18 protein-coding genes are annotated in these 22745 nt (G+C 70.2%); 5 read left to right on the top strand and 13 right to left on the bottom strand.

The features are described 5' to 3' along the window. Window positions 1-15: 15 nt before the first annotated feature. The 5 genes from AQJ54_RS23340 to AQJ54_RS23320 all read right to left on the bottom strand — a co-directional run bounded on the left by AQJ54_RS23340 (window position 16) and on the right by AQJ54_RS23320 (window position 6344). Window positions 16-1047: a LacI family DNA-binding transcriptional regulator gene (locus tag AQJ54_RS23340; RefSeq protein ID WP_062026517.1), complete on the bottom strand. Its 1032-nt coding sequence runs from the start codon at window positions 1045-1047 to the stop codon at window positions 16-18. A gap of 88 nt (window positions 1048-1135) precedes the next feature. Continuing rightward, entirely contained in the window at window positions 1136-2203 is a 1068-nt protein-coding gene (locus AQJ54_RS23335; RefSeq protein ID WP_062240669.1) for a glycerophosphodiester phosphodiesterase family protein, read from the bottom strand. Between the two features lie 152 nt (window positions 2204-2355). Then, window positions 2356-2679 carry a hypothetical protein gene (locus AQJ54_RS23330; RefSeq protein ID WP_062240667.1) on the bottom strand — a complete coding sequence of 108 codons (324 nt, stop codon included), beginning with the start codon at window positions 2677-2679 and terminating at the stop codon, window positions 2356-2358. 199 nt (window positions 2680-2878) lie between these two features. After that, window positions 2879-5050, bottom strand: a complete 2172-nt coding sequence (locus AQJ54_RS23325) for an MMPL family transporter (protein WP_062240665.1) — start codon at window positions 5048-5050, stop codon at window positions 2879-2881. A 289-nt stretch (window positions 5051-5339) separates the two neighbouring features. Further along, complete coding sequence (locus AQJ54_RS23320; protein WP_062240663.1) at window positions 5340-6344, bottom strand: aldo/keto reductase; 1005 nt, start codon at window positions 6342-6344, stop codon at window positions 5340-5342. An 88-nt stretch (window positions 6345-6432) separates the two neighbouring features. On the opposite strand from AQJ54_RS23320, the gene AQJ54_RS23315 reads away from it, so the two are divergent. Together AQJ54_RS23315 and icmF are read left to right on the top strand one after the other, a co-directional pair. Further along, a complete protein-coding gene (locus AQJ54_RS23315) occupies window positions 6433-7347 on the top strand; it encodes an AraC family transcriptional regulator (protein ID WP_062026522.1) in 915 nt (304 codons plus the stop codon). 216 nt (window positions 7348-7563) lie between these two features. Next, entirely contained in the window at window positions 7564-10794 is a 3231-nt protein-coding gene (icmF, locus tag AQJ54_RS23310) for a fused isobutyryl-CoA mutase/GTPase IcmF (RefSeq protein WP_062240661.1), read from the top strand. Here icmF and AQJ54_RS23305 read toward each other — a convergent pair. The 3 genes from AQJ54_RS23305 to AQJ54_RS23295 are packed head-to-tail and all read right to left on the bottom strand — an operon-like array spanning window position 10745 to window position 13802. Next, the gene (locus tag AQJ54_RS23305) at window positions 10745-12163 is read right to left on the bottom strand and encodes an MFS transporter (RefSeq protein ID WP_248845420.1); all 1419 of its coding nucleotides are present in this window, start codon (window positions 12161-12163) and stop codon (window positions 10745-10747) included. The genes icmF and AQJ54_RS23305 overlap by 50 nt on opposite strands. Before the next feature lie 33 nt (window positions 12164-12196). Continuing rightward, complete coding sequence (locus AQJ54_RS23300; RefSeq protein ID WP_062240657.1) at window positions 12197-12727, bottom strand: AAA family ATPase; 531 nt, start codon at window positions 12725-12727, stop codon at window positions 12197-12199. Between the two features lie 28 nt (window positions 12728-12755). Further along, entirely contained in the window at window positions 12756-13802 is a 1047-nt protein-coding gene (locus AQJ54_RS23295; RefSeq protein WP_062026526.1) for a LacI family DNA-binding transcriptional regulator, read from the bottom strand. A gap of 148 nt (window positions 13803-13950) precedes the next feature. Here AQJ54_RS23295 and AQJ54_RS23290 point away from each other — a divergent pair, with 148 nt between their 5' ends. The 3 genes from AQJ54_RS23290 (at window position 13951) to AQJ54_RS23280 (ending at window position 16918) form a co-directional block, all read left to right on the top strand. Then, entirely contained in the window at window positions 13951-15009 is a 1059-nt protein-coding gene (locus AQJ54_RS23290; RefSeq protein ID WP_062240654.1) for a glycoside hydrolase family 5 protein, read from the top strand. Window positions 15010-15747: 738 nt separating this feature from the next. Further along, window positions 15748-16353 carry a restriction endonuclease gene (locus AQJ54_RS23285; protein ID WP_391144586.1) on the top strand — a complete coding sequence of 202 codons (606 nt, stop codon included), beginning with the start codon at window positions 15748-15750 and terminating at the stop codon, window positions 16351-16353. A 94-nt stretch (window positions 16354-16447) separates the two neighbouring features. Then, the gene (locus AQJ54_RS23280; RefSeq protein WP_062026529.1) at window positions 16448-16918 is read left to right on the top strand and encodes a carboxymuconolactone decarboxylase family protein; all 471 of its coding nucleotides are present in this window, start codon (window positions 16448-16450) and stop codon (window positions 16916-16918) included. A 57-nt stretch (window positions 16919-16975) separates the two neighbouring features. Here the strand turns inward: AQJ54_RS23280 and AQJ54_RS23275 are convergent, their stop codons facing one another. The 5 genes from AQJ54_RS23275 to AQJ54_RS23255 are packed head-to-tail and all read right to left on the bottom strand — an operon-like array spanning window position 16976 to window position 22745. Beyond that, window positions 16976-17992 carry an ABC transporter ATP-binding protein gene (locus AQJ54_RS23275; RefSeq protein ID WP_079069993.1) on the bottom strand — a complete coding sequence of 339 codons (1017 nt, stop codon included), beginning with the start codon at window positions 17990-17992 and terminating at the stop codon, window positions 16976-16978. Next, a complete protein-coding gene (locus AQJ54_RS23270; protein WP_062240650.1) occupies window positions 17989-19050 on the bottom strand; it encodes an ABC transporter ATP-binding protein in 1062 nt (353 codons plus the stop codon). Before AQJ54_RS23270 ends, AQJ54_RS23275 begins: the two co-directional genes overlap by 4 nt. Continuing rightward, a complete protein-coding gene (locus tag AQJ54_RS23265) occupies window positions 19043-20011 on the bottom strand; it encodes an ABC transporter permease (RefSeq protein WP_062240648.1) in 969 nt (322 codons plus the stop codon). The genes AQJ54_RS23270 and AQJ54_RS23265 overlap by 8 nt, the downstream gene beginning before the upstream one ends. 2 nt (window positions 20012-20013) lie before the next feature. Then, a complete protein-coding gene (locus tag AQJ54_RS23260; protein WP_248845418.1) occupies window positions 20014-21039 on the bottom strand; it encodes an ABC transporter permease in 1026 nt (341 codons plus the stop codon). Beyond that, entirely contained in the window at window positions 21027-22745 is a 1719-nt protein-coding gene (locus AQJ54_RS23255) for an ABC transporter substrate-binding protein (protein ID WP_062240644.1), read from the bottom strand. The genes AQJ54_RS23260 and AQJ54_RS23255 overlap by 13 nt, the downstream gene beginning before the upstream one ends.

Genomic DNA, 22745 nt, shown 5'->3' with positions numbered 1-22745 from the left:
TGCACGACAAGGGGTTCAGGCCGATGGTCGCCCTGTGCTCTCCCGGACCACCAGTTCCGGTACGGACACGGGGTGCGGAGCGATCGGCGCGGACTCCTCCAGGACTCCGTGCAGCAGGGCGAACGCGGCCCGGCCCAGCCCGGTGAAGTCCAGGCGTACGGTCGTCAGGGACGGTGTCAGATAGGCGGAGTGCGGGGCGTCGTCGAACCCGGCCACGCTGACCTCGCCCGGCACCGAGCGGCCGGCCTCGTGCAGGGCGCGCAGCACCCCGAGGGCCAGGTCGTCGTTGCCGCACAGGATCGCCGTGACCGAGGGGTCCCGGGCCAGTTTCCGCCCCGCCGCGTGGCCGCCTGCCGGACCCCAACTGCCCTGCACGGGCCGGGGTTGTGCGGCGCCTGCCTCCTTGAGGGCCTGTCGCCAGCCGCTGGTGCGGGCTCCGGTGCGGCGGGTGCTGGAGGGGATGGCGACGTAGTGCACGGTCTCGTGACCGAGGGACAGCAGATGCCGGGTCGCCTCGTAGGCGGCCTGGCGGTCGTCGGTCCACACCCACGGCCGGTTGTCCGTGGGCGGGCTCGCGGGGGTCTCGACGATGCCGACGACCGGGACTCCGGCCGGGACCGCCTCCAGGGCCTGGACGCCCTCCGGGTCGTAGGCGATCACCACGAGTCCGCCGCCCGCGTCGGCGGCGCGCTGCACCTCGGCGGTGACGGCGGCCGGGTCGGCCGACTCGAGGACCCCCACGCCCACCGAGTAGGCTGCCGACCGGGCCGACTCCTCGACGCCCTGGAGGATCGAGGCGTAGCCGTAGTGGGTGGTGTTGGCGGTGAGCACGGTCACGGCCCTGCTGCGGCCCCTGGCCAGGGCGAGCGCGGTGGCGTTGCGGCGGAAGCCCAGCTCGTCGATGGCGGCGAGGACGCGTTCGCGCGTGGACTGCTTGACGCTCGGGTGGCCGTTGATCACCCGGGACACCGTCTGGTAGGAGACCCCGGCGGCCGCGGCGACATCACGGATGCTCGCCGGACTGCGGTTGTGACCGGTCACATTCATGTCTGGAGTCTCGCTGGTCGCTCCCGCGGACGTCAAGGGGACAGGGCGACGGATCACGCTGCTGGACGAGTCGGTGCCGGTTCCTCCGTCAGCGGGGCCGGTACGGCCGGGGCAGGCGCATACCCCGGTCGGCCATGATCTGCCGTACGCGGTTGGGATAGTCCGTGATGACGCCGTCGACGCCCATGTCCATGAGCGCCTCCACGGTGGCCGGGTCGTCGCAGGTCCAGGGGATGACCTTGAGGCCCCGGGCATGGGCCTCGCGGACCATCGTGCGGTCCGCGTAGAAGCGGAAGCCGGGGTCACCGACCTTGCCGCTCTGCGGGAAGCCGTAGTTCGGGGAGAGGGCCTTGACGCCGGGGACGGTGGCGGCGGCCCTCACGAAGTCGCCGCCGTAGTCGTCTGCGTCGATCCCGCCGAGCCAGGGGGACGCGCCCGGTCGGCCGACCTGGAGGAAGTCGTAGTTGGTGAGCGCGACCAGGGGCCACCTCGGCGCCAGTTCGTGCATCGCCTTGAGCGCGCCCCAGTCGAAGGACTGGATCGTGACCTGGTTCTCGATGCCCGAGCGGTGGATCTCCTCGTACACGCGCCGCACGAACAGCCCGCGCGGCGCGGTCTGTTCGGGAGCGCCCGCCTCGACCTTCGTCTCGATGTTCAGCGTGACCTGCCGGGCGCGGTAGCGCTTGACCAGGTTCAGGACGTCCTTCAGCTCGACCATCCGGAAGCCCTGGACGACCTCCTGCTCGGGAAATCCGGGCAGTTGCTGATAACCGCAGTCCAGCGTCCGGATCTGAGCGAACGTCAGATCCTTGATGTACTTGCCGACATACGGGTACATCGGGTCGTCGGGCGTCACCGGCGCCGTGTCACGGCACTTGACCGCGCTGATCTGCCGGTCGTGGTTGACGACGACCCTGCGGTCCTTGGTGACATGGGTGTCCAGCTCCAGTGTGGACACCCCGAGCCGCAGCGCCTTGCCGAACCCCTCCAGGGACTCCTCGGTCGTCATACCGAGGCCGCCGCGGTGGGCCTGGAGGTCGAAGTGGGCCTTCCGGTCGGGCAGTTGGCGGCCGTCGTATGCCCCGGCGGGCACCGCGACCGAGACCGTGAGCAACGCCGCCGACGCCAGGCCGGCGAGGACATGCCTTGCGGACATCGACACCTCACTCGTGGGGGAGCGGGACACCTGCAGACGCTAGTGGGAACACGCGCCGGTTCAAGCCCCGGGACGTGATCCCGCGATGAAGGTCAGGGAAACGCGGCTCCGTTCGGTATCTCCGGTTCGCCTGCCTCCGCGAGGTTGCTTTCTCAGAACCCCGGTGCGGGGATGAGACGCGGCCACCACGGGGGTACGCCGTCGGGGCACACAGGGGTGGCTTCGCCCAGCCAGAGCGAGAGGGTGCACCAGACCAGACCGGCAAGCGCCACCGCGAGGGCGAGGGCATGGACAAGGGGGTGGTTCCCGAAAAGAGCGCCCACCGCGACCCACGCCAGTACCAGGACCGCCCAGAGGCCCGGAATGAAGAGCCATATCAGGAAGGTGCTGTTGGCCGCGTTGTTGACGCCCACGTCACAGGCGTTCCACGCCCTGCCCAGAAGCATGGCGGTGGCCGCCGCGAGAGCCAGCCCCACGACTGTTCCGAGGCATCCGTGCAGCCGTCGAGTTTTCACTGGTCCCCCTGGCGATCGCTGCGCGCATCTTAAATGATCAGCGATCCACTCCCCGTCCTTGACCAGGACGTCGACCGCTGGTCGGTGACGAGGAGGGCCTCCAGACGTACGGCGGCCACCGGGCCGTAGAGCCCGGTGGCCGCCGTCGGTAGGGGTGGGGTCAGCTGCGGCGCCCCGCCGGATCGTGCGCGAGCGTGTCCCGCTCACCGCCCGAGACCGGAGCCGGGGTCGCCGTCGGTTCCTTCGCCCGGTCGGCGTGGCCCGGCCACCAGGCGGCGTGGCCGATCAGGGCCGTGAGGCTCGGGGTGAAGAACATCGCCATGACGAACGCGGCGACGGCGATGCCGAAGGACACCGCGAAGCCCATCTCGGTGAGGAGGGCGTTCCCGGCCAGCATCATCGTGGCGAAGGTCGCCGCCAGGATGAACCCGGCGGCGGCCACCGTGGGACCGGCGTGCCGCAGGGCCATGCCCGCCGCCTCGCGCGGCTCCCGGCCCTCGCGGGCCTCCTCCCGCAGCCGGGCGATCATCAGGATGTTGTAGTCGGTGCCGATGGCGACCACGAAGAGATACATGATCACCGGCAGCATGAACATCAGGCCCGAATGACCGACCGCGCCCTGGAAGATCCAGACCGTCGCACCGAGCGTGGCGCCGAAGCCCAGGCCGACCGAGGCGATCAGGTACCAGGGGGCGACCACACTGCGCAGCAGCAGCCCCAGGATGAGCATGATCAGCAGGGCGGCGACGGGGAAGACCGTCTTGTAGTCGTGGGTGACGGCGGTGTCGATGTCCTTGTAGATCGAGGACATGCCGCCCACCACGGCCTCGGTGCCGGGCGGGGCGTCGGCGTGCGCGACCTCACGGACCCGGCCCACCGTCTCGATCGCCTTGTCCGTGGACGCCTCGTACTTGAGCGTCACGTTGAAGTCGATCGTGCTGCCGTCCTTGTTCAGCTGGGCCAGGCGGGCGTTCGCCACCCCGTCCACGGCCGCGAGCTTCTTCACGTACGCGTCGAAGACCGTCGTGTCGATCGCCTTGCCGTCGGTGCTGGAGAGGTACACGTCGGTGGGTGCGGCGGCACCCGCCGAGTAGGCCTTCTGCATCTCGTCCTGGACGACCATCGACTCCTTGGTCTTGGGCATGGAGCCCGCGGCCAGGTCGAAGGTGGCGTTGAAGCCGAGGGTCCCGAGCGACAGCACGACCAGGACAAGACCGGAGAGCGCGGCGGTGAGCGCCGGACGCTTCTGCACGCCCCGGCCGAGGGCGGCGAACCGGGCGTTCTCCGGCTCCCGCTGCCAGGACTTGGACGGCCAGAAGACCTTCGGGCCGATCAGCGAGACGACGGCCGGGATCAGCGTCAGGCCCGCGATCAGGGTGACGGTGACCGCGATGGCAAGAGCCGGGCCCATCTGCTTGAGGAAGCCCAGCGTGGACAGGACCAGCGCGAAGAAGGCGATGATGACCGCGCCGGCGGCGGAGGCGATGGCCTCACCGACCCGGTCGACGGCGTTGACCATGGCCTGCTTCGGTTCGTCGCCCAGGCGCAGCCGTTCGCGGTACCGGAACATCAGGAACAGGAAGTAGTCGGTGCCCACGCCGAACAGCACCACGATCAGGATCGAGGAGATCGAGCTGTTGGCCTGGAGGCCGAACAGCTTGGTGGCGTACGCGATCAGCCCGTTGGCGATGGCGGACACCAGCCCGATGGTGATCAGGGGCAGGAAGGCCAGGATCGGCGCCCGGAAGATGATCAGCAGGGTCACCAGGATGATGACGAAGGTACCGATGCCGATCAGCGCCTCGCCGCGCTTGGAGGAGTCCTGCTGGTCGAGCGCCTGAGCGGCGGAGCCGCCGAGCTTGACCTCGAGGTTCGTGCCCTTGACGAGTTGTTTGACGTCGTCGCGCAGCACCTTGGCCGCGTCGGCCTGCACGGGCTGGCCCGCGTTCTTGCTGTCCATCTGGACCAGGGTCATGGTGTACCTGCCGTCCGAGGACGGCTGGCCGGGGACCACCTTCTGCACCTGGTCGATCTTCTTCTCGCCGAGCTCGGAACTGATCCGCTCGACGTCCTTCTTGTCGGCGGCGGTCAGCTTGCCGCCGTCGGTGCGCTGGTAGAGCGCGATCGCGGACGGGGTGAAGGCGGCGGGGAACGCCTTCGCCTGGATGTCCGCGGCCTTGATGGATTCATAGCTCTTGGGGAGAAAGCTGCTCTCGTCACTGTTCGAGGGCAGGCTGGGGGCGGTGGCCACGATCGCCACGGCGGCGATGAGCCAGGCCACGATCGTCCACACGGGATGTCGGACGACTACGTTGCCAATACGTCGGAACATGCGGGGGCGTCCTCCTGGACAGGAAGATCACCGCAGCCCGGGGAGCGGTCCCTGGCATCGGCGACCCCGGCCGCCCCGCAGGGCATTCCCCCCTCGGGCGGCCGGATGGTTGTCTTGGGCTCTTTTCTCGGCCCTCATCGTAGGGATCACGAACGAAGATCGCTCGCGAGTTATGGCCGCCGGGGTCGTCGTGGCCGCCGAGCCCGTGCCTACCGGGGATGGCGGGGCAACTCGCCGAGCAGGAGAGCAGGTTGCCCGCCCTCCTTCTGTACTCGGCACGGGCCTGTCGTTACCAGATCGGCATCATGCTCTGCGGGTAGCGGGAGCCGGCCGAGCCGTGCGGGAGGATCTCCTGGACCCGGGCGAGGTCCTCGGGCGTGAGGTCGACGGACGCGGAGGCGACGTTCTCCTCCAGACGGCGGACGCTGCGCGTGCCCGGGATCGGCACGATGTCGTCACCCTGGGCCAGCAGCCAGGCGAGGGCCAGCTGGGTGACCGCGATGCCCTTGGACTCCGCCAGGGCGGTCAGCTCACGCACGGCGGCGAGGTTCTTCTCGTAGTTGCCGGGCTGCCAGCGCTCGTCCCAGCTGCGCATGTCGTCCGACGGGTACTCGGCGGCCGGCCGCACCGCCCCCGTGAGGAAGCCGCGGCCCAGCGGCGAGTACGGCACGAAGCCGATGCCCAGCTCGCGCACGACGGGCAGCACTTCTTGCTCCACGGCCCGCTCGAACACCGAGTACTCGGTCTGGAGCACGGACACCGGGTGCACGGCGTGGGCGCGCCGGAGGATGTCGGGGCCCGCCTCGCTCAGACCGAAATAGCGGACCTTGCCTTCCGCGATCAGCTCGCCGACGGTGCCGGCCACCTCCTCGATGGGCACGGCCGGATCGACCCGGTGCTGGTAGAGCACGTCGATGTGGTCGGTGGCGAGGTGGCGCAGGCTGTTCTCGGTGACCTCGCGGATGTGCTCGGGGCGGCTGTCGAGAGCGCCGAGCTTCGTCGGGTCGCTCAGGTCGAAGCCGAACTTGGTGGCGAGGACGACGTCGTCGCGGACGTCCTTGAGGGCCCGCCCGAGGAGCTGCTCGTTGCTGCCGGTGCCCATGCCGTACAGCTCGGCGGTGTCGAAGAGGGTGACGCCGAGTTCGTGGGCGCGGCGGAGGGTGGCGATGCTGCCCTGCTCGTCCGCGGTGCCGTAGGCCATCGTCATGCCCATCGTGCCGAGGCCGACGGCGCCGACCTCCAGACCCTGGGTGCCGAGCCTGCGGAGCGGGAGGTTCCTCTGGTGCTGAGTCATGGCTCCACGCTAGGAACACGGTGCCCGGACGTCATGGGGCGCTGATCGCATAGGATTGCCTGATCCTCTCAGGCGAAGGGTCCCTCTCATGCTGGACGGACTGGCACGGGTCGTCGAGCGGCACTGCGTGGGGCCGTGGTCGCAGACCGCTGTGCCCCGACTGTCGCTGGTCGCGGTGGACAAGATCATGGAGCCCATCGAGGTGATGTACGAGCCCATGGTCTGCTTCATCGCCGACGGCGCCAAGCGCACCGCGGCGGGCGAGCGCAGCTGGATCACCCCGCCCGGCTCGATGGCGCTGTTCACCCTCGACCTGCCGGTCACCGCCGCCTTCGAGGAGGTGCCCTACCGGGCCGCCGTCATGCGGCTCGACAACCAGGCGCTCTCCGCCCTCCAGCTGGAGCTGGCGACGACCGGACCGCCGTCGCCACAGCCCGCCGCGGCGGCGGTCACCGCGCCGATGGCACCGGAGCTCGTCGACGCGGTCACCCGCTGGGTCCGCCTCCTCGACGCCCCGGAGGACATCGGCCCCCTGGCGCCCCGCATCGAGACCGAGATCCTCTACCGCCTGCTGCGCAGCCCGCTCGGGCCCGTACTGCGCCACTGGTCGCTCGCCGACTCCGCCGCCGCCCGGATCCGTATGACGGCCCGGTGGATCCGCGACCACTGCACCGAGCGGCTCGGCATCGACGAGATCGCCGAGGTGGCCCGGATGAGCCCGGCGACCCTGCACCGGCACTTCAAGGCGGCCACCGGCATGAGCCCCCTGCGGTTCCATAAGCACCTGCGGCTCCAGGAAGCGCGACGGCGGCTGCTCACCGGTGAGGGCACGGCGGCCCAGGTCGCCCAGGACGTCGGCTACGTCAGCGCCACCCAGTTCAACCGCGAGTACCGACGCGCGTACGGGCTGCCGCCCGGCCAGGACGCGGCACGGCTGCGCACCCGGCTGTCCGAGGCCGGCGAAGTACCGCTGCTGCGCGACGCGACGGGCGCGAAGCCCTGACGTGGAGGCGCACTGGTAGCGGCTGCGGCTGCCCGGTGTTCCCCGGTGGCGGCTCCGGGCCCCCGCTCGCCCGCTCGGCGGACGTCGGGTCCGGACACTGATCCCGGTCCCACGGCGAGGCGTGTGTTCTTCAGCACGCCGACCCCTGATAATTTACTAGGACGTCCTACTATTTTCTCAGCCCCGCTCTTCGTCGTGTCTTGGGAAGGCCTCGCCATGAGCGATCTGCACCGCCCCGTCCACCCCGTCCGCCTGGTCACCGCCTCGGCGCTGTTCGACGGGCACGACGCCTCGATCAACATCATGCGGCGGATCTTCCAGTCGCAGGGTGCCGAGGTCATCCACCTCGGCCACAACCGGTCCGTGCGGGAGGTCGTGGACGCGGCACTGGAGGAGGACGCGCACGGCGTGGCGGTCTCGTCCTACCAGGGCGGACACGTCGAGTACTTCGAGTACCTGGTCGCCTCGCTGCGCAAGCAGGGCGCGGAGCACATCCGGGTGGTGGGCGGTGGGGGCGGTGTCATCGTGCCCGAGGAGATCGCCCGGCTCCGCGAGGGCGGGGTGACGATCTTCTCGCCCGAGGACGGCCAGCGGATGGGCCTGGCCGGGATGGTCAACACCGTCGTACGGGACTGCGACTTCGACCTCTGGGACGGCAAGCCGGCCGACCTCTCCGCGGTCCTGGCCGGCGACCGGTTCGCGATCGCCCGGGCCGTCACCGGCGCCGAACTCGGCAAGCTGCCAGCGGAGTTCCGCGCGGAACTGCGGACCGCCGCGGCCGGGCGGCGCGTACCGGTGCTCGGCATCACCGGTACCGGCGGCTCGGGCAAGTCGTCGCTGACCGACGAACTGGTGCGCCGGTTCCGGGTCGACCAGCGGGACGCCCTGCGCATCGCCGTGATCGCCGTGGACCCGACCCGGCGCCGGGGCGGTGGCGCCCTGCTCGGCGACCGGATCCGGATGAACTCCCTCGACGGCGAGCGGGTGTTCTTCCGCAGCCTGGCCACCCGCGGCAGCCGTGAGCTGCCCGAGCACCTCTCCGACGTGATCGACGTGGTGAAGGCCGCCGGGTTCGACCTGGTGGTCGTGGAGACGCCGGGCATCGGCCAGGGCGACGCCGCGATCGTGCCGTTCGTGGACGCCTCGCTGTACGTGATGACCCCGGAGTTCGGGGCCGCCTCGCAGCTGGAGAAGATCGACATGCTCGACTTCGCCGACGTGGTGGCCATCAACAAGTTCGAGCGGCGCGGCGCCAAGGACGCCCTGCGGGACGTGGGACGCCAACTCGTGCGCAACCGCGAGGCGTTCGGACAGCGGCCCGAGGACATGCCGGTGTACGGCACCTCCGCGGCCACGTTCAACGACGACGGCGTCACCGCGCTCTACCAGCACCTCAGGGGCACGCTGGCGGACAGGGGCCTGCCGCTGTCCGAGGGAGCGCTGGACCCGGTGGACGTACGCCACTCCTCCGGCATCCGCCAGGTGGTCCCCACGGACCGGGTGCGCTACCTCGCCGAGATCACCGACGCCGTCCGGGGCTATCACGCCGAGACCCTCCAACTGGCCGAGCGGGCACGGCGGGTGCAGCGGCTGGAGATCGTCGAGGGCGAGCTCGCCGACGCCGGCCTGGACGCCGAGGACGTACGGTCCCTGCTGACCGAGGCGCGCAGGCAGCTGCCGTACGAGATCACGGAGCAGATCAACCACTGGCCCGCGGTGATCGCCTCCTACTCCGGCGACGAGCAGGTGGTGAAGGTCCGTGACAAGGAGATCCGCACCAAGCTGACCCGTGAGTCCCTGTCCGGCAACAAGATCCCCCGGGTCGCCCTGCCCCGCTTCACCGACCACGGCGAACTCGTACGGTTCTGGCGGAGCGAGAACCTCCCCGGCCGATTCCCCTTCACGGCCGGGGTGTTCCCCTTCAAGCGCGACGGCGAGGACCCGGCCCGCATGTTCGCGGGCGAGGGCGACCCCTTCCGCACCAACCGCCGCTTCAAGCTCCTGTCCGAGGGCCAGCCGGCGACCCGCCTGTCCACCGCGTTCGACTCCGTGACCCTCTACGGCCGCGACCCCGACGAACGCCCCGACATCTACGGCAAGGTCGGCACCTCCGGGGTCTCCGTGGCCACCCTGGAGGACATGAAGGCGCTCTACGACGGCTTCGACCTCGTGGCGCCCACGACCTCCGTCTCCATGACGATCAACGGCCCGGCCCCGGCCGTCCTGGCGTTCTTCCTCAACACCGCGATCGACCAGCAGATCGAGCGGTTCCGGGCCGAGGAGGGCCGCGACCCCGCGCCGGAGGAGGCGGCCAGGCTGCGCGCGCACGCGCTCGCGAACGTGCGCGGCACCGTGCAGGCCGACATCCTCAAGGAGGACCAGGGCCAGAACACCTGCCTGTTCTCCACCGAGTTCAGCCTGCGGATGATGGCCGACATCCAGGAGTGGTTCATCCGGCAGCAGGTCCGCAACTTCTACTCGGTGTCCATCTCCGGCTACCACATCGCCGAAGCGGGCGCGAACCCCATCAGCCAGCTCGCCTTCACCCTCGCCAACGGCTTCACCTATGTCGAGGCCTACCTCGCCCGCGGGATGAAGGTCGACGACTTCGCGCCCAACCTGTCGTTCTTCTTCTCCAACGGCATGGACCCCGAGTACTCGGTCCTCGGCCGGGTCGCCCGCCGCATCTGGGCGGTGGCGATGAAGGAGAAGTACGGCGCGGGCGAGCGCAGCCAGAAGCTGAAGTACCACGTCCAGACCTCCGGACGCTCCCTGCACGCCCAGGAGATGGACTTCAACGACATCCGCACCACGCTCCAGGCGCTCATCGCCATCTACGACAACTGCAACAGCCTGCACACCAACGCCTACGACGAGGCGGTGACCACACCCACCGAGGAGTCGGTGCGCCGGGCCCTCGCCATCCAGCTGATCATCAACCGGGAGTGGGGCCTCGCGATGAACGAGAACCCCCTCCAGGGATCGTTCATCATCGACGAGCTGACCGACCTGGTCGAAGAGGCCGTCCTCCAGGAGTTCGAGCGGATCAACGAGCGCGGCGGAGTGCTCGGCGCGATGGAGACCGGCTACCAGCGCGGCCGTATCCAGGACGAGTCCATGCTCTACGAGCAGCGCAAGCACGACGGCACGCTGCCCCTCATCGGCGTCAACACCTTCCGCAACCCACACGCCGACACCGCCGAGCCGGCCGTGGTCGAACTGGCCCGCGCCACCGAGGAGGAGAAGCAGTCCCAGCTGGAGCGCGTACGGGACTTCCACGCCCGCCACCACGACGAGGCCCAGGCCGCCCTGGCCGCCCTCAAGGACGCGGCGGTGCGCGGCGAGAACGTGTTCGCGGTCCTCATGGACGCCACCCGCGTCTGCTCCCTCCAGCAGATCACCGAGGCGTTCTTCGAGGTGGGCGGGCAGTACCGGCGGAACGTCTGAGGGCGCCGGCCCGACCGACCGGGAGGCGGCGGGCGGCACCGGGATCGCGCGGTGCGGCAGCCAGGCGGGCGACATCGTCACCATGTGGACCTCCTCGCCGACTTCGGTGAGGAGGTCTGCGAGGACCCCGGCGGGCTTCGCCGCGACCGCCCGCACGCCGGAACCCAGGGAAGAGCACGAGCAGCAGCAGTGCCGCCGCGACGGTCAGGACACCGCCTCCCGTGACCGTCCACGGGACGCCGAGGGCGGCGCCGACCGTGCCGTGCAGGAGGTTGCCCACGCGCGGCCCACCGACGGCGACCACCGTGTCGATGCCCTGGAGCCGGCCCCGCATCCCGTCCGGAACGGCCGTCTGGAGCACGGTCTTGCGGAAGACCCCCAGCGCGAGGAGCGCGCCCCCGGCGAGCACCAGCCACGCCACCGCCGGGACCAGGGTGCCGGACAGCCCGAACCCGGCGACGGCCGCTCCCCACACGCCGACCGAGACCCCGACCGCGACACCGTGCCGGCCGACCCGTGTGAAGGCCCCGGAGAACAGCCCCGCCAGCACACCACCGGCCGACACGGCGGCGTACAGCACCCCGATGTCCGACGGACGGAAGGTCTCCGCGGCGAGCTGGGGGAAGAGCGCGGTGGGCAGACCGAGGGACAGTGCGGCGAAGTCGGCGACGTAGACCAGAAGAAGCACCTGACGGTCCATCACCAGCCGTATGCCGTCGCCGATCTGCCGCAGTACCGCTCCCTTCGGCCGTTCTCCGCCGTCGTACGGAGGCAGATCCGGCAGCCGCCACACGGCCCACACCGTCGCGCAGACGGCGATGGCGTCCGCCAGGTACAGCGTCCGGCTGCCGACGACCGGCAACAGGCCGCCCGCGAGCAGCGGCCCGGCGATCCCGGCGGCCAGGAGGACGGTCGACTGGAGCGCGTTGGCGGCGGGGAGCAGTTCGGGTGGCACCAGACGGGGAGTGACGGCCCTGCCGACCGTGGAGTTCGCGCCGAACAGGGCCTGTTGGACAGCCACCAGCACGAACAGCACACCGACCGACCGCAGGTTCGCCCACGCCTGCGCCCACAGCAGCAACGACGTGCCGCCGATGCCGATCGTCGTCACCAGCAGCACTCGCCGTCTGTCCCGCAGGTCGGCGAGCGCCCCGCCCCACAGCGCCGCCGCGGCCATCGGAACGAGTCCGACGAGGCCGGCCAGCCCCACGTCGGCCGACGAACCGGAGACCTCGTAGATCTGCAACGGCACGACGACCGCGGTGAGTTGAGCTCCGAGTCCGGTCACGATCCCGGCCAGCCACAGCCGCCGGAACTCGCCCACCCGCAGCGGCCGCACGTCGACCAGCATCCGTTTCGCACGCGTCATGCACCGAGGCTGCGGGTTCCCGCAGGGTCAAGGTCAACCGAGGTGAGCGAGCACCTGCCCGGCCAACTCTCCTGGGCTCGCCTCTCCATCGAGGAACACGGTGTCACCGGGCAGCGTGTCGACGGCGGCGGAACAGGCCTCGATCCGCTCCTTGCACCAGGCGCGGACCCGCTCCTCCCGCGCGGGATCGTCGGGGAAGAAGCTCCGCCCGTCGATCCGCCGTTCCAGCACCTCGGGAGCGACCTTGAGGAAGAAGTGACGGACGTCGAGGCCGGCTTCCCTCAGCGCGCCGAAGATCTCGTCCAGATAGCCCGGGTTCACCAGGGTCATGGGCACCAGCAGCGGCCGCCGGTACTCCTCGACCAGGCCCACGGCCAACTGCGCTACCTGCCGTCGCCACAGCCGGAGGTCCTGGAAGTCGCCGGTCGGCACCTCCACGATCTCCCGCAGCACATAGCCGACCATCTCCGGGTCGAAGACCAGCGACTCGGGCCACCGCGGCCGCAGTTCCTCCACGAGCGTGCTCTTGCCGCTGCCGAACGCGCCGTTGATCCAGACGATCACAGCAATCCCCCTTTTCGATGTACCCGGTTCAGACCGACGGCGGTGCCGTGCTGCCCCTCACCACCAGGGTGGTCGGCACGAGGTCCGTGCCGGGGCGTGCCTCGGTCTGGGCGCGGATCTGCTCCAGGGCCTTCTGGACGCAGCGGTGGCCCACCTCGGCGAAGTCCTGGTGGACGGTGGTCAGCGGTGGCACGAAGAACCCCGCGTCGGGGATGTCGTCGAAACCCACCACGCTGACGTCGTACGGCACAGACAGCCCCCGCTCGTGGAACGCCCGCAACAGCCCCAGCGCCATCTGGTCGTTGGCGGCGAACACGGCCGTGCAGTCCGGCGGTTCGGGCAGCACGAGCCCTGCCTCGTAACCGGAGGCCGCCGACCAGTCCCCGTACAGCGCGGGCGGCACCGGCCGCCCCGCCTCCCCGAGCACGGCCCGCCACGCCTGCGCCCGCCGCTGCCCCGCGAAGGACTCCTGCGGACCCGTCACATGCCACACGGTCCGGTGTCCCAGGTCGAGCAGATGCCGTACGGCCTTCCTGGCCCCGTCCGCCTGGTCGGTGTCGACCACGCTGTAGCGGTCGCCCGCGTCGGAGTCCACCACGACGACATGCACCCCGGGCGGCAGCTGGACCGTCCCGGTGTCGAGGAGATGGATCTCCATGATGACGATGACCGCGTCCACGGCCAGCTCGCCCATGCGGGTGAACGCGCCCAGCACGTTGTCCTGGGTCGGGACGTCGATGGGGATCAGAGTGGTCGCGTACCCCTCGGCCGCCGCGTGCGTGGCGATCGCCTCCACGGTGCGGCTGTTGCCCGTCGAGGACAGACTGAACAGGATCACGCCGATGGTGTTGAACTGGCCGTACCGCAGCGCCCGCGCGGCACTGTTGGGTCTGTATCCCAACTCGCGCATCGCCGCCAGGACCTGCTCGCGCGTCGAACTGATCACTCCCGGGTGACCGTTGGAGACCCGTGAGACCGTCTGCGAGGAGACGCCCGCCAGCTTCGCGACGTCGGCCATGGACACCCGCTGCTTGCGCCGCCCACCGGGGACACCGGAACCTCCCCGCTCGACCACTGCTGCCTCCTTCACACGCGCACGGACGTGTTGCGTATCGCACCGGATGTTACGTGGGGGAAACCTTGACGGCCGCCGGAGCGGATGCCACGATTCCGGCGCCGTCATGTTTACGTAAACATGCTGTCATCCGGAAAGGGTTTGGTCGATGCGCAAGACCCCCACCAGTTCCCCTCGCGCCCCCCACCTGCGTGCCTCCCTCGTCGCCGTCGCGATCGCCGCGATCAGCGCCGCCGGCCTCACCGGCAGTCCCGCCTCCGCCGCCGCGCCGACCACCGACACGACCCAGTTCAAGGGCGTCAACTGGGCCGACCCGCGCGACAACTTCGCCGACGACGAGCTCCAGCTGTCGGGCCTGTCGACCACGGACACCTACGCCCAGACCTACACCAAGGCGAGCCGCGTCATCGCGGCGTTCCGCACCAACCTCGGCGCCAACACCGTACGACTGCCGATCAACCCGTACACCGTCAACGGCTCGTACTGGAAGTCGTACCGGGGCGTCATCGACGCGGCCACGGCCCAGGGCTTCAAGGTCATCGTGTCCTACTGGGAGGGCACGGGAGACCGCAGGGACGGCTTCATCGACGACGAGGCCACCTACTGGCCCATGTGGAACACCGTCGTCAAGGCCTACAAGAACAACTCCCGGGTCTACTTCGAGCCGATGAACGAGCCCCACGGCTACACCGACGCCCAGTGGGCCGACATCGCCGCCAAGTGGCTGGACACCTACCGGTTCGTCCCCCGCAACCGCGTCTTCGTCAGCGGCGCCGGCTACAACGACCACGTCACCACGGTGTGCGCCGACCCGCGCCTGAAGGGGACCTACCTGTCGCTGCACGACTACGGCTTCTGGAAGTCGTACGCCACCTACGACGAGTGGGTGGCCGACGTGAAGACCCGCATCGGCGACTGCGCGAACCGGACGGTGGCCGACGAGTTCGGCGCGCCGATGACGACCGGCCTGAACTACAACGTGAAGACCCCGGACGACAACTACGTCAACTTCATCCAGGCCGCCACCGACACCTTCCGCGAGCTGAAGATGGGCTCGGTGTACTGGCCCGGCCTGCGCACCGACGACATCTACTCGATCCAGAAGCTCGTCGGTCCGGCGGCCCGGCCATGGCTGGAGACCACCAACAGGTCCGGCGCCGACCGGCTCGCCTGGGGCTGGGGCCGCGGCAAGCCCGTCCAGGGCTGACCCGCCCGCCGACCGGCCGCGGTGCCCTCGGGCATCGCGGCCGACCCGCGCCCGGACCCGGCCGTCCGTGACCGCTGGTCGGGCGCTTACGGCACCCGCGGCGCCCGCCTGTTGGCGTCCGACCAGGTGCCTCCGCGGCGCCGACCGCATGCCTTCTGACGTCCGCCGTCGCGCTTGCTGGTGTCCCGCCTTGTGCCTCTGCGGCGCTGAGCGCATGCCTTCTCGCGTTCGCCCTGGCGCTTGTCTGCGTGCGCTGTCGCGCCTGCTGGCGTCCGACCTTGTGCCTGCGCGGCTGCGACCGGCCCGCCTCCTCGCGTCCGCCTGCGCGCCTCCGCGCCTCCAACAGCGCGCTGCCTGCGTTTGGCCTCGCGCCTGCCTGCCTCCGGCAGAGTGCCGGCCCGCGTCAGCCCCCTGCACCTGCGCGCCTGCCTGCCTCCGGCCGAGCGCTCGCCCGCGTCAGCCCCCTGCACCTGCGCGCCTCCCTGCCTCCGACCGCCTGCCCGCCCGCGTCAGCCCCCCGTACCTGCCCGCATCCCACCCCGCCCCTCCTCGGCATCCGGACATGGCCGACTCGCCCCCTACCCGCGCCGCCCCGACCTGCCCAGACTTCTCGGCAGGAGAAGCGGGGGAGGGGAGGCCGTCGTGGCCACGCGTCGATGGGGTGCGGCCGCTGTCCGGCGGCGGATGCAGCGGGTCAAGTGGGGTGAGGTGGGCGGCGCGGCGGCACTGGTCGTCGTGATGACGTACTGGTCCCACGTGTGGCCGTATGTGTTGGGTTTCCTGCTGGTCCGTATCCTCGTGGCCGTCGGCCTGCGACTGTGGCGCACGGACCGGCTTCTGCGCAGCCGGGATCGTGACTGGCGTCGGGAGGACGCGGTGCGGGCGGGGCGGCGCACCCTCGCCGAGGTGGACGCCATGACGGGCACCGAGTTCGAGGAACTGGTCGCGGACCTGTGCCGAAGGGACGGCTGCACGGAGGTCCGGCGCGTGGGCGGTGCGGGCGACAACGGCGCCGACGTCCTCGCACGGCTGCCGGACGGCCGCACGATCGTCGTCCAGTGCAAGCGCTACGCACCGCACCGCGCCATCCCCAACCGCGAACTGCGCGAACTGCTGGGCGCCCGGCTGCACTTCCGCGCCGACCTGGCCGTGCTCGTGACGACCTCGCGCTTCACCGGCCCCTCCGAGAGGTTCGCGCTGGAGCACGACATCCTCGCCGTGCACCGCGACCACCTCGGCCTGTGGAACAACGGGGCCTCGCTGATGTCCCTGAGCGAGGTGAACGGCCGCGGCCAGGGCGACGCCCGCCACCGCAGGCGCTGGAAGCAGGCCTACGGCGAGTAGGCGGGAGACGCAGGTCACATTCGTCCGTGTCACAAACCGTCGGGCTCTTCAGTCATAGGTGTGTAGCCATCGACCACGGCAGAAGGAGCACACCATGGAAGCCCGACTCAACGTCTTCACCAGCCCGCTGGCCGGCAAGCTGCTGAAGCACTTCGCCTCCGCGGGCAAGGTGGTCACGGACTCGGGACTGCCGCTGACCACACAGGAGTTGGTGAAGATCCGCGCCAGCCAGATCAACGGCTGCGGGTTCTGCCTCGACATGCACACCAAGGAGGCCGCCGCCGCGGGCGAGACCGCGCAGCGCCTCCACATGGTCGCCGCCTGGCGTGAGGCCAAGGTCTTCACCGAGGCCGAGCGCGCCGCGCTGGAGCTCGCCGAGCAGGGCACCCGCCTCGCCGACGGGACCGGCGTGTCCGACGAGGTCTGGGAGAACGCCGCCAAGCACTACGACGAGGAGCAACTCCTCGCCCTGGTCTCCCTGATCGCCGTCATCAACGCCTTCAACCGGCTGAACGTCCTCACCCAGCAGCCGGCCGGCGACTACGTCGTGGGCCAGTTCGGCTGAACCTGACGGCCGGGTCGGCCACCTGGGGGCTGCAGACCCCGGGCCGGCCCCGGTTCCTCATCCGGCCAGCGGATAGTGACAGGCCACATGGCGGCCGGAAGCCGTCATCGTGAGCGGCGGACGCTCGACCGCACACAGCTCCTGGACGTAGGGACACCGCGTACGGAACGGACATCCCGTCGGCTTGTCCGCCGGGCTGGGCACCTCACCGGTCAGCACGATCCGCTCGCGCGGCCTCTCGCCCCCGACCGTCCCGTCGTCGATGTCCGGGACGGCCGACAGCAGCGCCTGGGTGTACGGGTGGGCGGGCTGTGCGTACAGGGCGTCGGTCCCGGCGAGTTCGACGATCCCGCCGAGATACATCACCGCGATCCGGTCCGACACATGACGGACCACCCCGAGATCGTGCGCGATGAAGACATAGGTCAGGCCGAACTCCTCCTGGAGATCGGCGAACAGGTTCAGCACCTGGGCCTGGATCGACACGTCGAGCGCGGACACCGGCTCGTCGGCCACGACCAGCTTCGGGTTCGTAGCCAAAGCCCGCGCGATACCGATGCGTTGGCGCTGCCCGCCGGAGAACTCGTGCGGGTACCGGTCCAGATGGGCCGCCGCCAGTCCTACGACGTCAAAGAGCTCCCCGACCTTGCGGCGGACCGCGTGCTTGTCGCCGTACCGGTGGACCAGCAGCGGTTCGGCCACGATGTCCCCGGCACGGCGGCGGGGGTTGAGCGAGGCCTGTGGGTCCTGGAAGACCAGTTGCATGCCCGGACGCACCCGTCGCAGCCGTCGGTTGGACAGCGTCGAGATGTCCTGTCCGTCGAACTCGACCCGCCCGCCGGTGAGTTCGGTGAGCCGGACCAGGCAGCGTCCCAGCGTGGACTTGCCGCAACCGGACTCGCCGACGACGCCGAGGGTCTCTCCGCCGCGCACCTCCAGGGAGACCCCGTCGACGGCACGCAGCACCTGGCGTCTGCCGCGCACGGGGTAGTGCTTGGTGAGGTCGGTGGCGCGCAGCAGGACCTCCCCGGGGGGTGCCGCCTCGTCCACCGTCACGCTCTCCTGGGGCGTCACGACGCCACCTCCCTGTTCACGTCCTCGTCGGCCGCCGCATCGGGTCGTGCGCGGTCCCCGTCGGCCGCCACCCTGAGGCGTGCGCGGTCCTCGCCCGGGAGCCAGCAGGCGTCCAGATGCGTGGGTTCAGCGTTGCCCGCGGTCAGCGCCGGCCGTTCCGCGCATCGCTCGTGCCGCAGTCGGCAGCGCGGGGCGAACGCGCAGCCCTCGGGGATCGCGCCCGGCGAGACAGGAGTGCCGGCGATGGTCGGCAGCCGCCGCACCCGGGCCCCGCCGACCCGCGGCACCGAGTCGAGCAGGGCCCAGGTGTACGGGTGCCGCGGACGGTGGAACACCGCCTGCCGCGGCCCCTGTTCGGCCGCCCGGCCCCCGTACATCACGAGCACCCGGTCGGCGATCTGGGACACCACGCCCATGTCGTGGGTGATGAGCACCATCGCGGAGCCCCGGCTGTTCAGCTCCCGCATCAGATCGAGGATCTGAGCCTGCACGGTGACGTCCAGCGCCGTGGTCGGTTCGTCGGCGATGAGCAGAGAGGGCCCGCAGGAGAGCGCCATCGCGATGACCGCGCGCTGGCGCATCCCGCCGGAGAACTCGTGCGGATAGGCGTGCGCCCGCGAGGCCGCGTGGGGGATGCCGACGTCCGAGAGCAACCGGACCGCACGGGCTCGCGCCTCCTTGCGGGAGACCTGTTCGTGGGCCCGGATCGCCTCGGCGATCTGCCAGCCCACGGTGTACACCGGCGTCAGCGCGGTCATCGGGTCCTGGAAGACCATCGCGATCTCCCGGCCGCGTACCGCGCGCATCTCCTTGTCGGGCAGGGTGAGCAGGTCACGCCCACGGAAGAGGACCTGGCCCGACACGGAGACGTTCGGGTTGGTGAGGAGCCTCAGCACGGCCAGCATCGACACGCTCTTGCCGGAGCCCGACTCGCCGACCATGCCCAGGACCTCACCGGGCGCGACGGAGAACGAGATGCCGTCGACAGCGGTGACGACCCCCTGGCGGGTACGGAAGCGCACGCTCAAGTCGCGTACGTCCAGCAGCGGTTCAGGCATGGCGGGCCCTCGGATCGAGTCGTGCGTACAGGATGTCCACCAGGGCGTTGGCGAGGACCACGAAGAACGCCGCGTACAGCACGGTCCCCATGATCACGGGCAGGTCCAGGTTCTGGAGGGCGTCGAAGGTGAGCTTGCCTATGCCGGGCAGGCCGAAGACCACTTCGGTGAGCAGGGCCGCACCGCCCACCAGCGCCCCGAAGTCCAGGCCGAACAGGGACACGATCGGGATCAGCGAGCAGCGCAGGGCGTGCCGGATCAGGATGCGCCGCTCGGACAGGCCCTTGGCGCGGGCCGTACGGACGTAGTCCTCGTTCAGCGCGGTGACGACCTCCCCGCGCAGCAGCCGGGCGTAGATCCCGGCGTACAGCAGGGCCAGGGTCAGCCAGGGGAAGAGCATGTGCAGCGCCCACTGACCGGGGTCCTGCCCGAGGCCGACGTAGCCGGGCGGGGGCACCCAGGAGAACAGCGAGTCGTGCAACTGCTTCTGGGTGAGGAGGTTGACGACCTCGCCCAGCCAGTAGGCCGGGAGCGAGACGCCGACCACACCGACGAGCATGATCAGCGGGTCGGCGGCTCTGCCGCGCAGGGTGGCCGCCGCGGTGCCCATGAGGATGCCGGCCGTCATCCAGATCAGGGCCGCCCCGACGACCAGCGACAGCGTCACCGGAGTGGCCTGGAGGATCTGCGGGATGACCCGCGAGCCGCGGTTGACGAACGACTCCAGGTCCCGGTCGATCAGCAGATGACGCATCATCAGCAGATAGCGGACCGGCATCGGCCGGTCCAGGCCGAAGGAGTGCCGCACCTGGGCGAGCGTGGCCGGGTCGGCGTTGCGGCCGGCGATACGGGCCGCCGGGTCGACCCCCGGAGTGGCGAAGAAGATGAGGAACACCAGCACACTGATCGCGAACATCACCAGCAGGGCCGAGCCGAAGCGCTTGAGGGCGAAGGCAAGCATGGTCACACCCCTCCGCGCAGCCGGGCGCCCGGGTCGAGCGCGTCACGTACCCCGTCGCCGAGGACGTTGAGTGCGGCCGTCGTCAGCGCGATCAGCAGGCCGGGCGCGATGGTCACGGCGGGCCTGGTGTAGAGGAGCCCCAGACCGTCCTCGATGATCGTGCCCCAACTGGCGTCGGGAGGCTGGACGCCGACGGACAGGAAGGACAGCGCCGACTCGGTGAGCATGGCCAGCGCGGTCATCAACGGCACGAACACGAGTGCCGTGGGCACCACGTTCGGCAGCACCTCCCGGCGCAGGATGCGTGGGGTGGGCGCACCGGAGCCGACGGCCGCCTGGATGTACTCCTTGTTCCGCAGCACCAGCACCTGACCGCGCAACGGCCGCGCGATGTACGGCACGTAGATCGCCGCGATGATCGCGACGGGCAGCCACAGACTCCCGGCGTCGACGGTGAGTGGGCCGAGCTTCAGGCCGTTGGTGAGCAGCACCACCGAAAGGCAGATGGCCAGCAGGTACACCGGGAACGCCCAGATGACGTCCAGGACCCGGGAGATGACCGCGTCCAAGACCCCGCCCGCGTACCCGGCGACGACCCCCACGGCCGTGCCGAGGACGCAGGTGAGCAGCGCCGCCGTGAACCCGATGAACAGGCTCGTACGGCCGCCGTACAGCAGCCGGGCCATGACATCGCGGCCCTGGTTGTCGGCGCCGAGGAAGTAGTGGGCGGGGTCCCAGGTCGGACCGATCGGGGTGACGCCGAGACCGAGGCCGGTGCTGCTCGGGGTGAGCACCGGCACGGTCTTCCCGTCGACCACGGTGGTGCCGGAGACGTGGGACTGGAAGGGGTCGGTGTGGGCGATGTGGTCCGCGTAGAGCGGGGCGCACACCGTCGCCAGCACGACGAGGAGAAGGACCGCGGCCGAGGCCAGGGCGGACCTGTTGCGCAGCAGGTCGCCGGCGGCGGTCCGCCAGGGGCCCGGCGAGCGCCGGGCCCCTGCCGACGGGGCGAGGGTCACTTCACCCACAGCTGCCCGACCAGCATGTAGAACTGCTTGCTGAACCGGTAGTTGCCGACCCGGGTCGAGGTGAAGTCGATCAGCTTCGGGTTGATCAGCGGGACGACCGGCGACTCGCCCATGATCTGCTGGTCGACGGCCCCCCACTGCTTGTCCGCGCCTGCCTTGTCGGTCTGCGAGGTCTTGATCGCCGCCTGCATCCGCGCGTCGACCGTCTTGTCGCAGAACCCGGAGATGTTGATGCTGGAGTCGCTGCCAGGGTGGTAACTCGCGCAGGAGAGCAGCACGTTGAGGAAGTCCGAGGCCGCCGGATAGTCCTGGTACCAGGACGTCAGGGCCAGTTGCACCTTGTTCTTGGTGTTCTGGATGTAGGTGAACTGGATGTTCCCCGAGAGCGGCTTGAGCGTCGCCTTGTAGCCGAGCTGGGTGAGCAGGCTCTGGAGGTACTGCCCGATCGACTTGTTGACGTCGTCGTCCTGCACGACGATCCCGACCTCCTGCCCGGCCGTACCGGACTGCTTGACCAGCGCCTTCGCCTTGGCGAGGTCCGCCGCCCTCCAGGTGGTACCGCCGCCCTTGGTGTAGTCGCAGGAGTTGACGTGTCCGGGGAAGCCAGGCGGCAGGATCGTGCAGGCGGGGGAGGCGAGGTTGGTGCCGCCGTACAGCCGTACCACGGCGGACCGGTCGACGGCCCAGTTGATCGCCTGCCGCGCCAGCTTGTTGTCGAACGGGGCCATGTGGACGTTCAGCGTGGCGTACCAGAAGGCTGTCAGCGGGTTCACATGCGCCTGGGAGGCGTACTTGGTGCCGATCTCGCTCAGCCGGTCGGCGGGCGGGGCGTCGAACATCCAGTCCGCCTGGCCGTTCTCCACGGCGGTCACCTCGGACTCGACCGTCTGGCCGAAGGTGTAGTCGATGACGTCCGGGTACCCCTGCGGTTCGGCTTCCCGCGACCACTCCTTGAAGTGCGGGTTGCGCACCAGCTTCAGCGCCCGGTTGGGGTCGTACGAGGCCGCCGTGTAGGGGCCGGTCGTCGGCAGCGGCTTGGTCCCGGCGTCCTTCGTGGGTGAGTCCTTCGGTACGACGACGGCGTGCGGGACGGCGAGTTTGTACTCGAACTCGGGATCCGGGGCAGTCAGATTGATGGTGACGGTGTTCGTCTTGGCGTCGCCGATCACGCCCTTCGGCAGGGTGCAGGAGGCGGGCGTCTTGAGACAGGCGTCGGCGCCGACGATGCCGTTGTAGAAGGTGCCCGCGGTGGGGCTGGAGACCTTGAAGATGCGCTGGAACGACGCCACCACGTCGTCCGTGGTCAGCGGCTTGCCGTTGGAGAAGGTGATGCCCTTGCGGAGCGTGAAGGTGTATGTCTTGCCGCCGTTGGTCACCTTCGGCATCGCGGTGGCCAGGTCCGGCACGACCGTGAAGGACTCCTGCCCGCCGACCTTCTTGAAGGCGAGCAGCCCGTCGTACATCGACTGGAACAACTGCCAGTACTGGAGCGTGTAGTTGACCTGCGGGTCGAAGCTGCCCGCAGCCGCGTGGGCGACGAGCTTGAGCGTGCCGCCCTTGTGCTGGGCCTGGAACGCGGAGGAACCGGAGCCGGACGAGCTCGGCGCGGAGGAGGACCCCGAGTCGGAGGAGGACGAACAGGCGGCGGTCAGGGCGAGGGCGGCAACGGCTGCGGCCGGCGCGATGCGTCTGGTGGTGCGGGACAT

The organism is Streptomyces griseorubiginosus, assembly GCF_001514195.1.
GTDB classification, from domain to species: Bacteria; Actinomycetota; Actinomycetes; order Streptomycetales; family Streptomycetaceae; genus Streptomyces; species Streptomyces griseorubiginosus.
The sequence above is the reverse complement of the archived record's forward strand: the minus strand, read 5'-3'. Positions and strand labels throughout refer to the sequence as shown.

Coding starts and splice junctions, on each gene's coding strand:
- AQJ54_RS23280 (WP_062026529.1), top strand. CDS start 16,448: ATGGAAGCCCGACTCAACGTCTTCACCAGCCCGCTGGCCGGCAAGCTG.
- AQJ54_RS23265 (WP_062240648.1), bottom strand. CDS start 20,011: ATGCTTGCCTTCGCCCTCAAGCGCTTCGGCTCGGCCCTGCTGGTGATG.
- AQJ54_RS23270 (WP_062240650.1), bottom strand. CDS start 19,050: ATGCCTGAACCGCTGCTGGACGTACGCGACTTGAGCGTGCGCTTCCGT.
- icmF (WP_062240661.1), top strand. CDS start 7,564: ATGAGCGATCTGCACCGCCCCGTCCACCCCGTCCGCCTGGTCACCGCC.
- AQJ54_RS23315 (WP_062026522.1), top strand. CDS start 6,433: ATGCTGGACGGACTGGCACGGGTCGTCGAGCGGCACTGCGTGGGGCCG.
- AQJ54_RS23320 (WP_062240663.1), bottom strand. CDS start 6,344: ATGACTCAGCACCAGAGGAACCTCCCGCTCCGCAGGCTCGGCACCCAG.
- AQJ54_RS23290 (WP_062240654.1), top strand. CDS start 13,951: ATGCGCAAGACCCCCACCAGTTCCCCTCGCGCCCCCCACCTGCGTGCC.
- AQJ54_RS23340 (WP_062026517.1), bottom strand. CDS start 1,047: ATGAATGTGACCGGTCACAACCGCAGTCCGGCGAGCATCCGTGATGTC.
- AQJ54_RS23325 (WP_062240665.1), bottom strand. CDS start 5,050: ATGTTCCGACGTATTGGCAACGTAGTCGTCCGACATCCCGTGTGGACG.
- AQJ54_RS23285 (WP_391144586.1), top strand. CDS start 15,748: ATGACGTACTGGTCCCACGTGTGGCCGTATGTGTTGGGTTTCCTGCTG.
- AQJ54_RS23335 (WP_062240669.1), bottom strand. CDS start 2,203: ATGTCCGCAAGGCATGTCCTCGCCGGCCTGGCGTCGGCGGCGTTGCTC.
- AQJ54_RS23255 (WP_062240644.1), bottom strand. CDS start 22,745: ATGTCCCGCACCACCAGACGCATCGCGCCGGCCGCAGCCGTTGCCGCC.
- AQJ54_RS23305 (WP_248845420.1), bottom strand. CDS start 12,163: ATGACGCGTGCGAAACGGATGCTGGTCGACGTGCGGCCGCTGCGGGTG.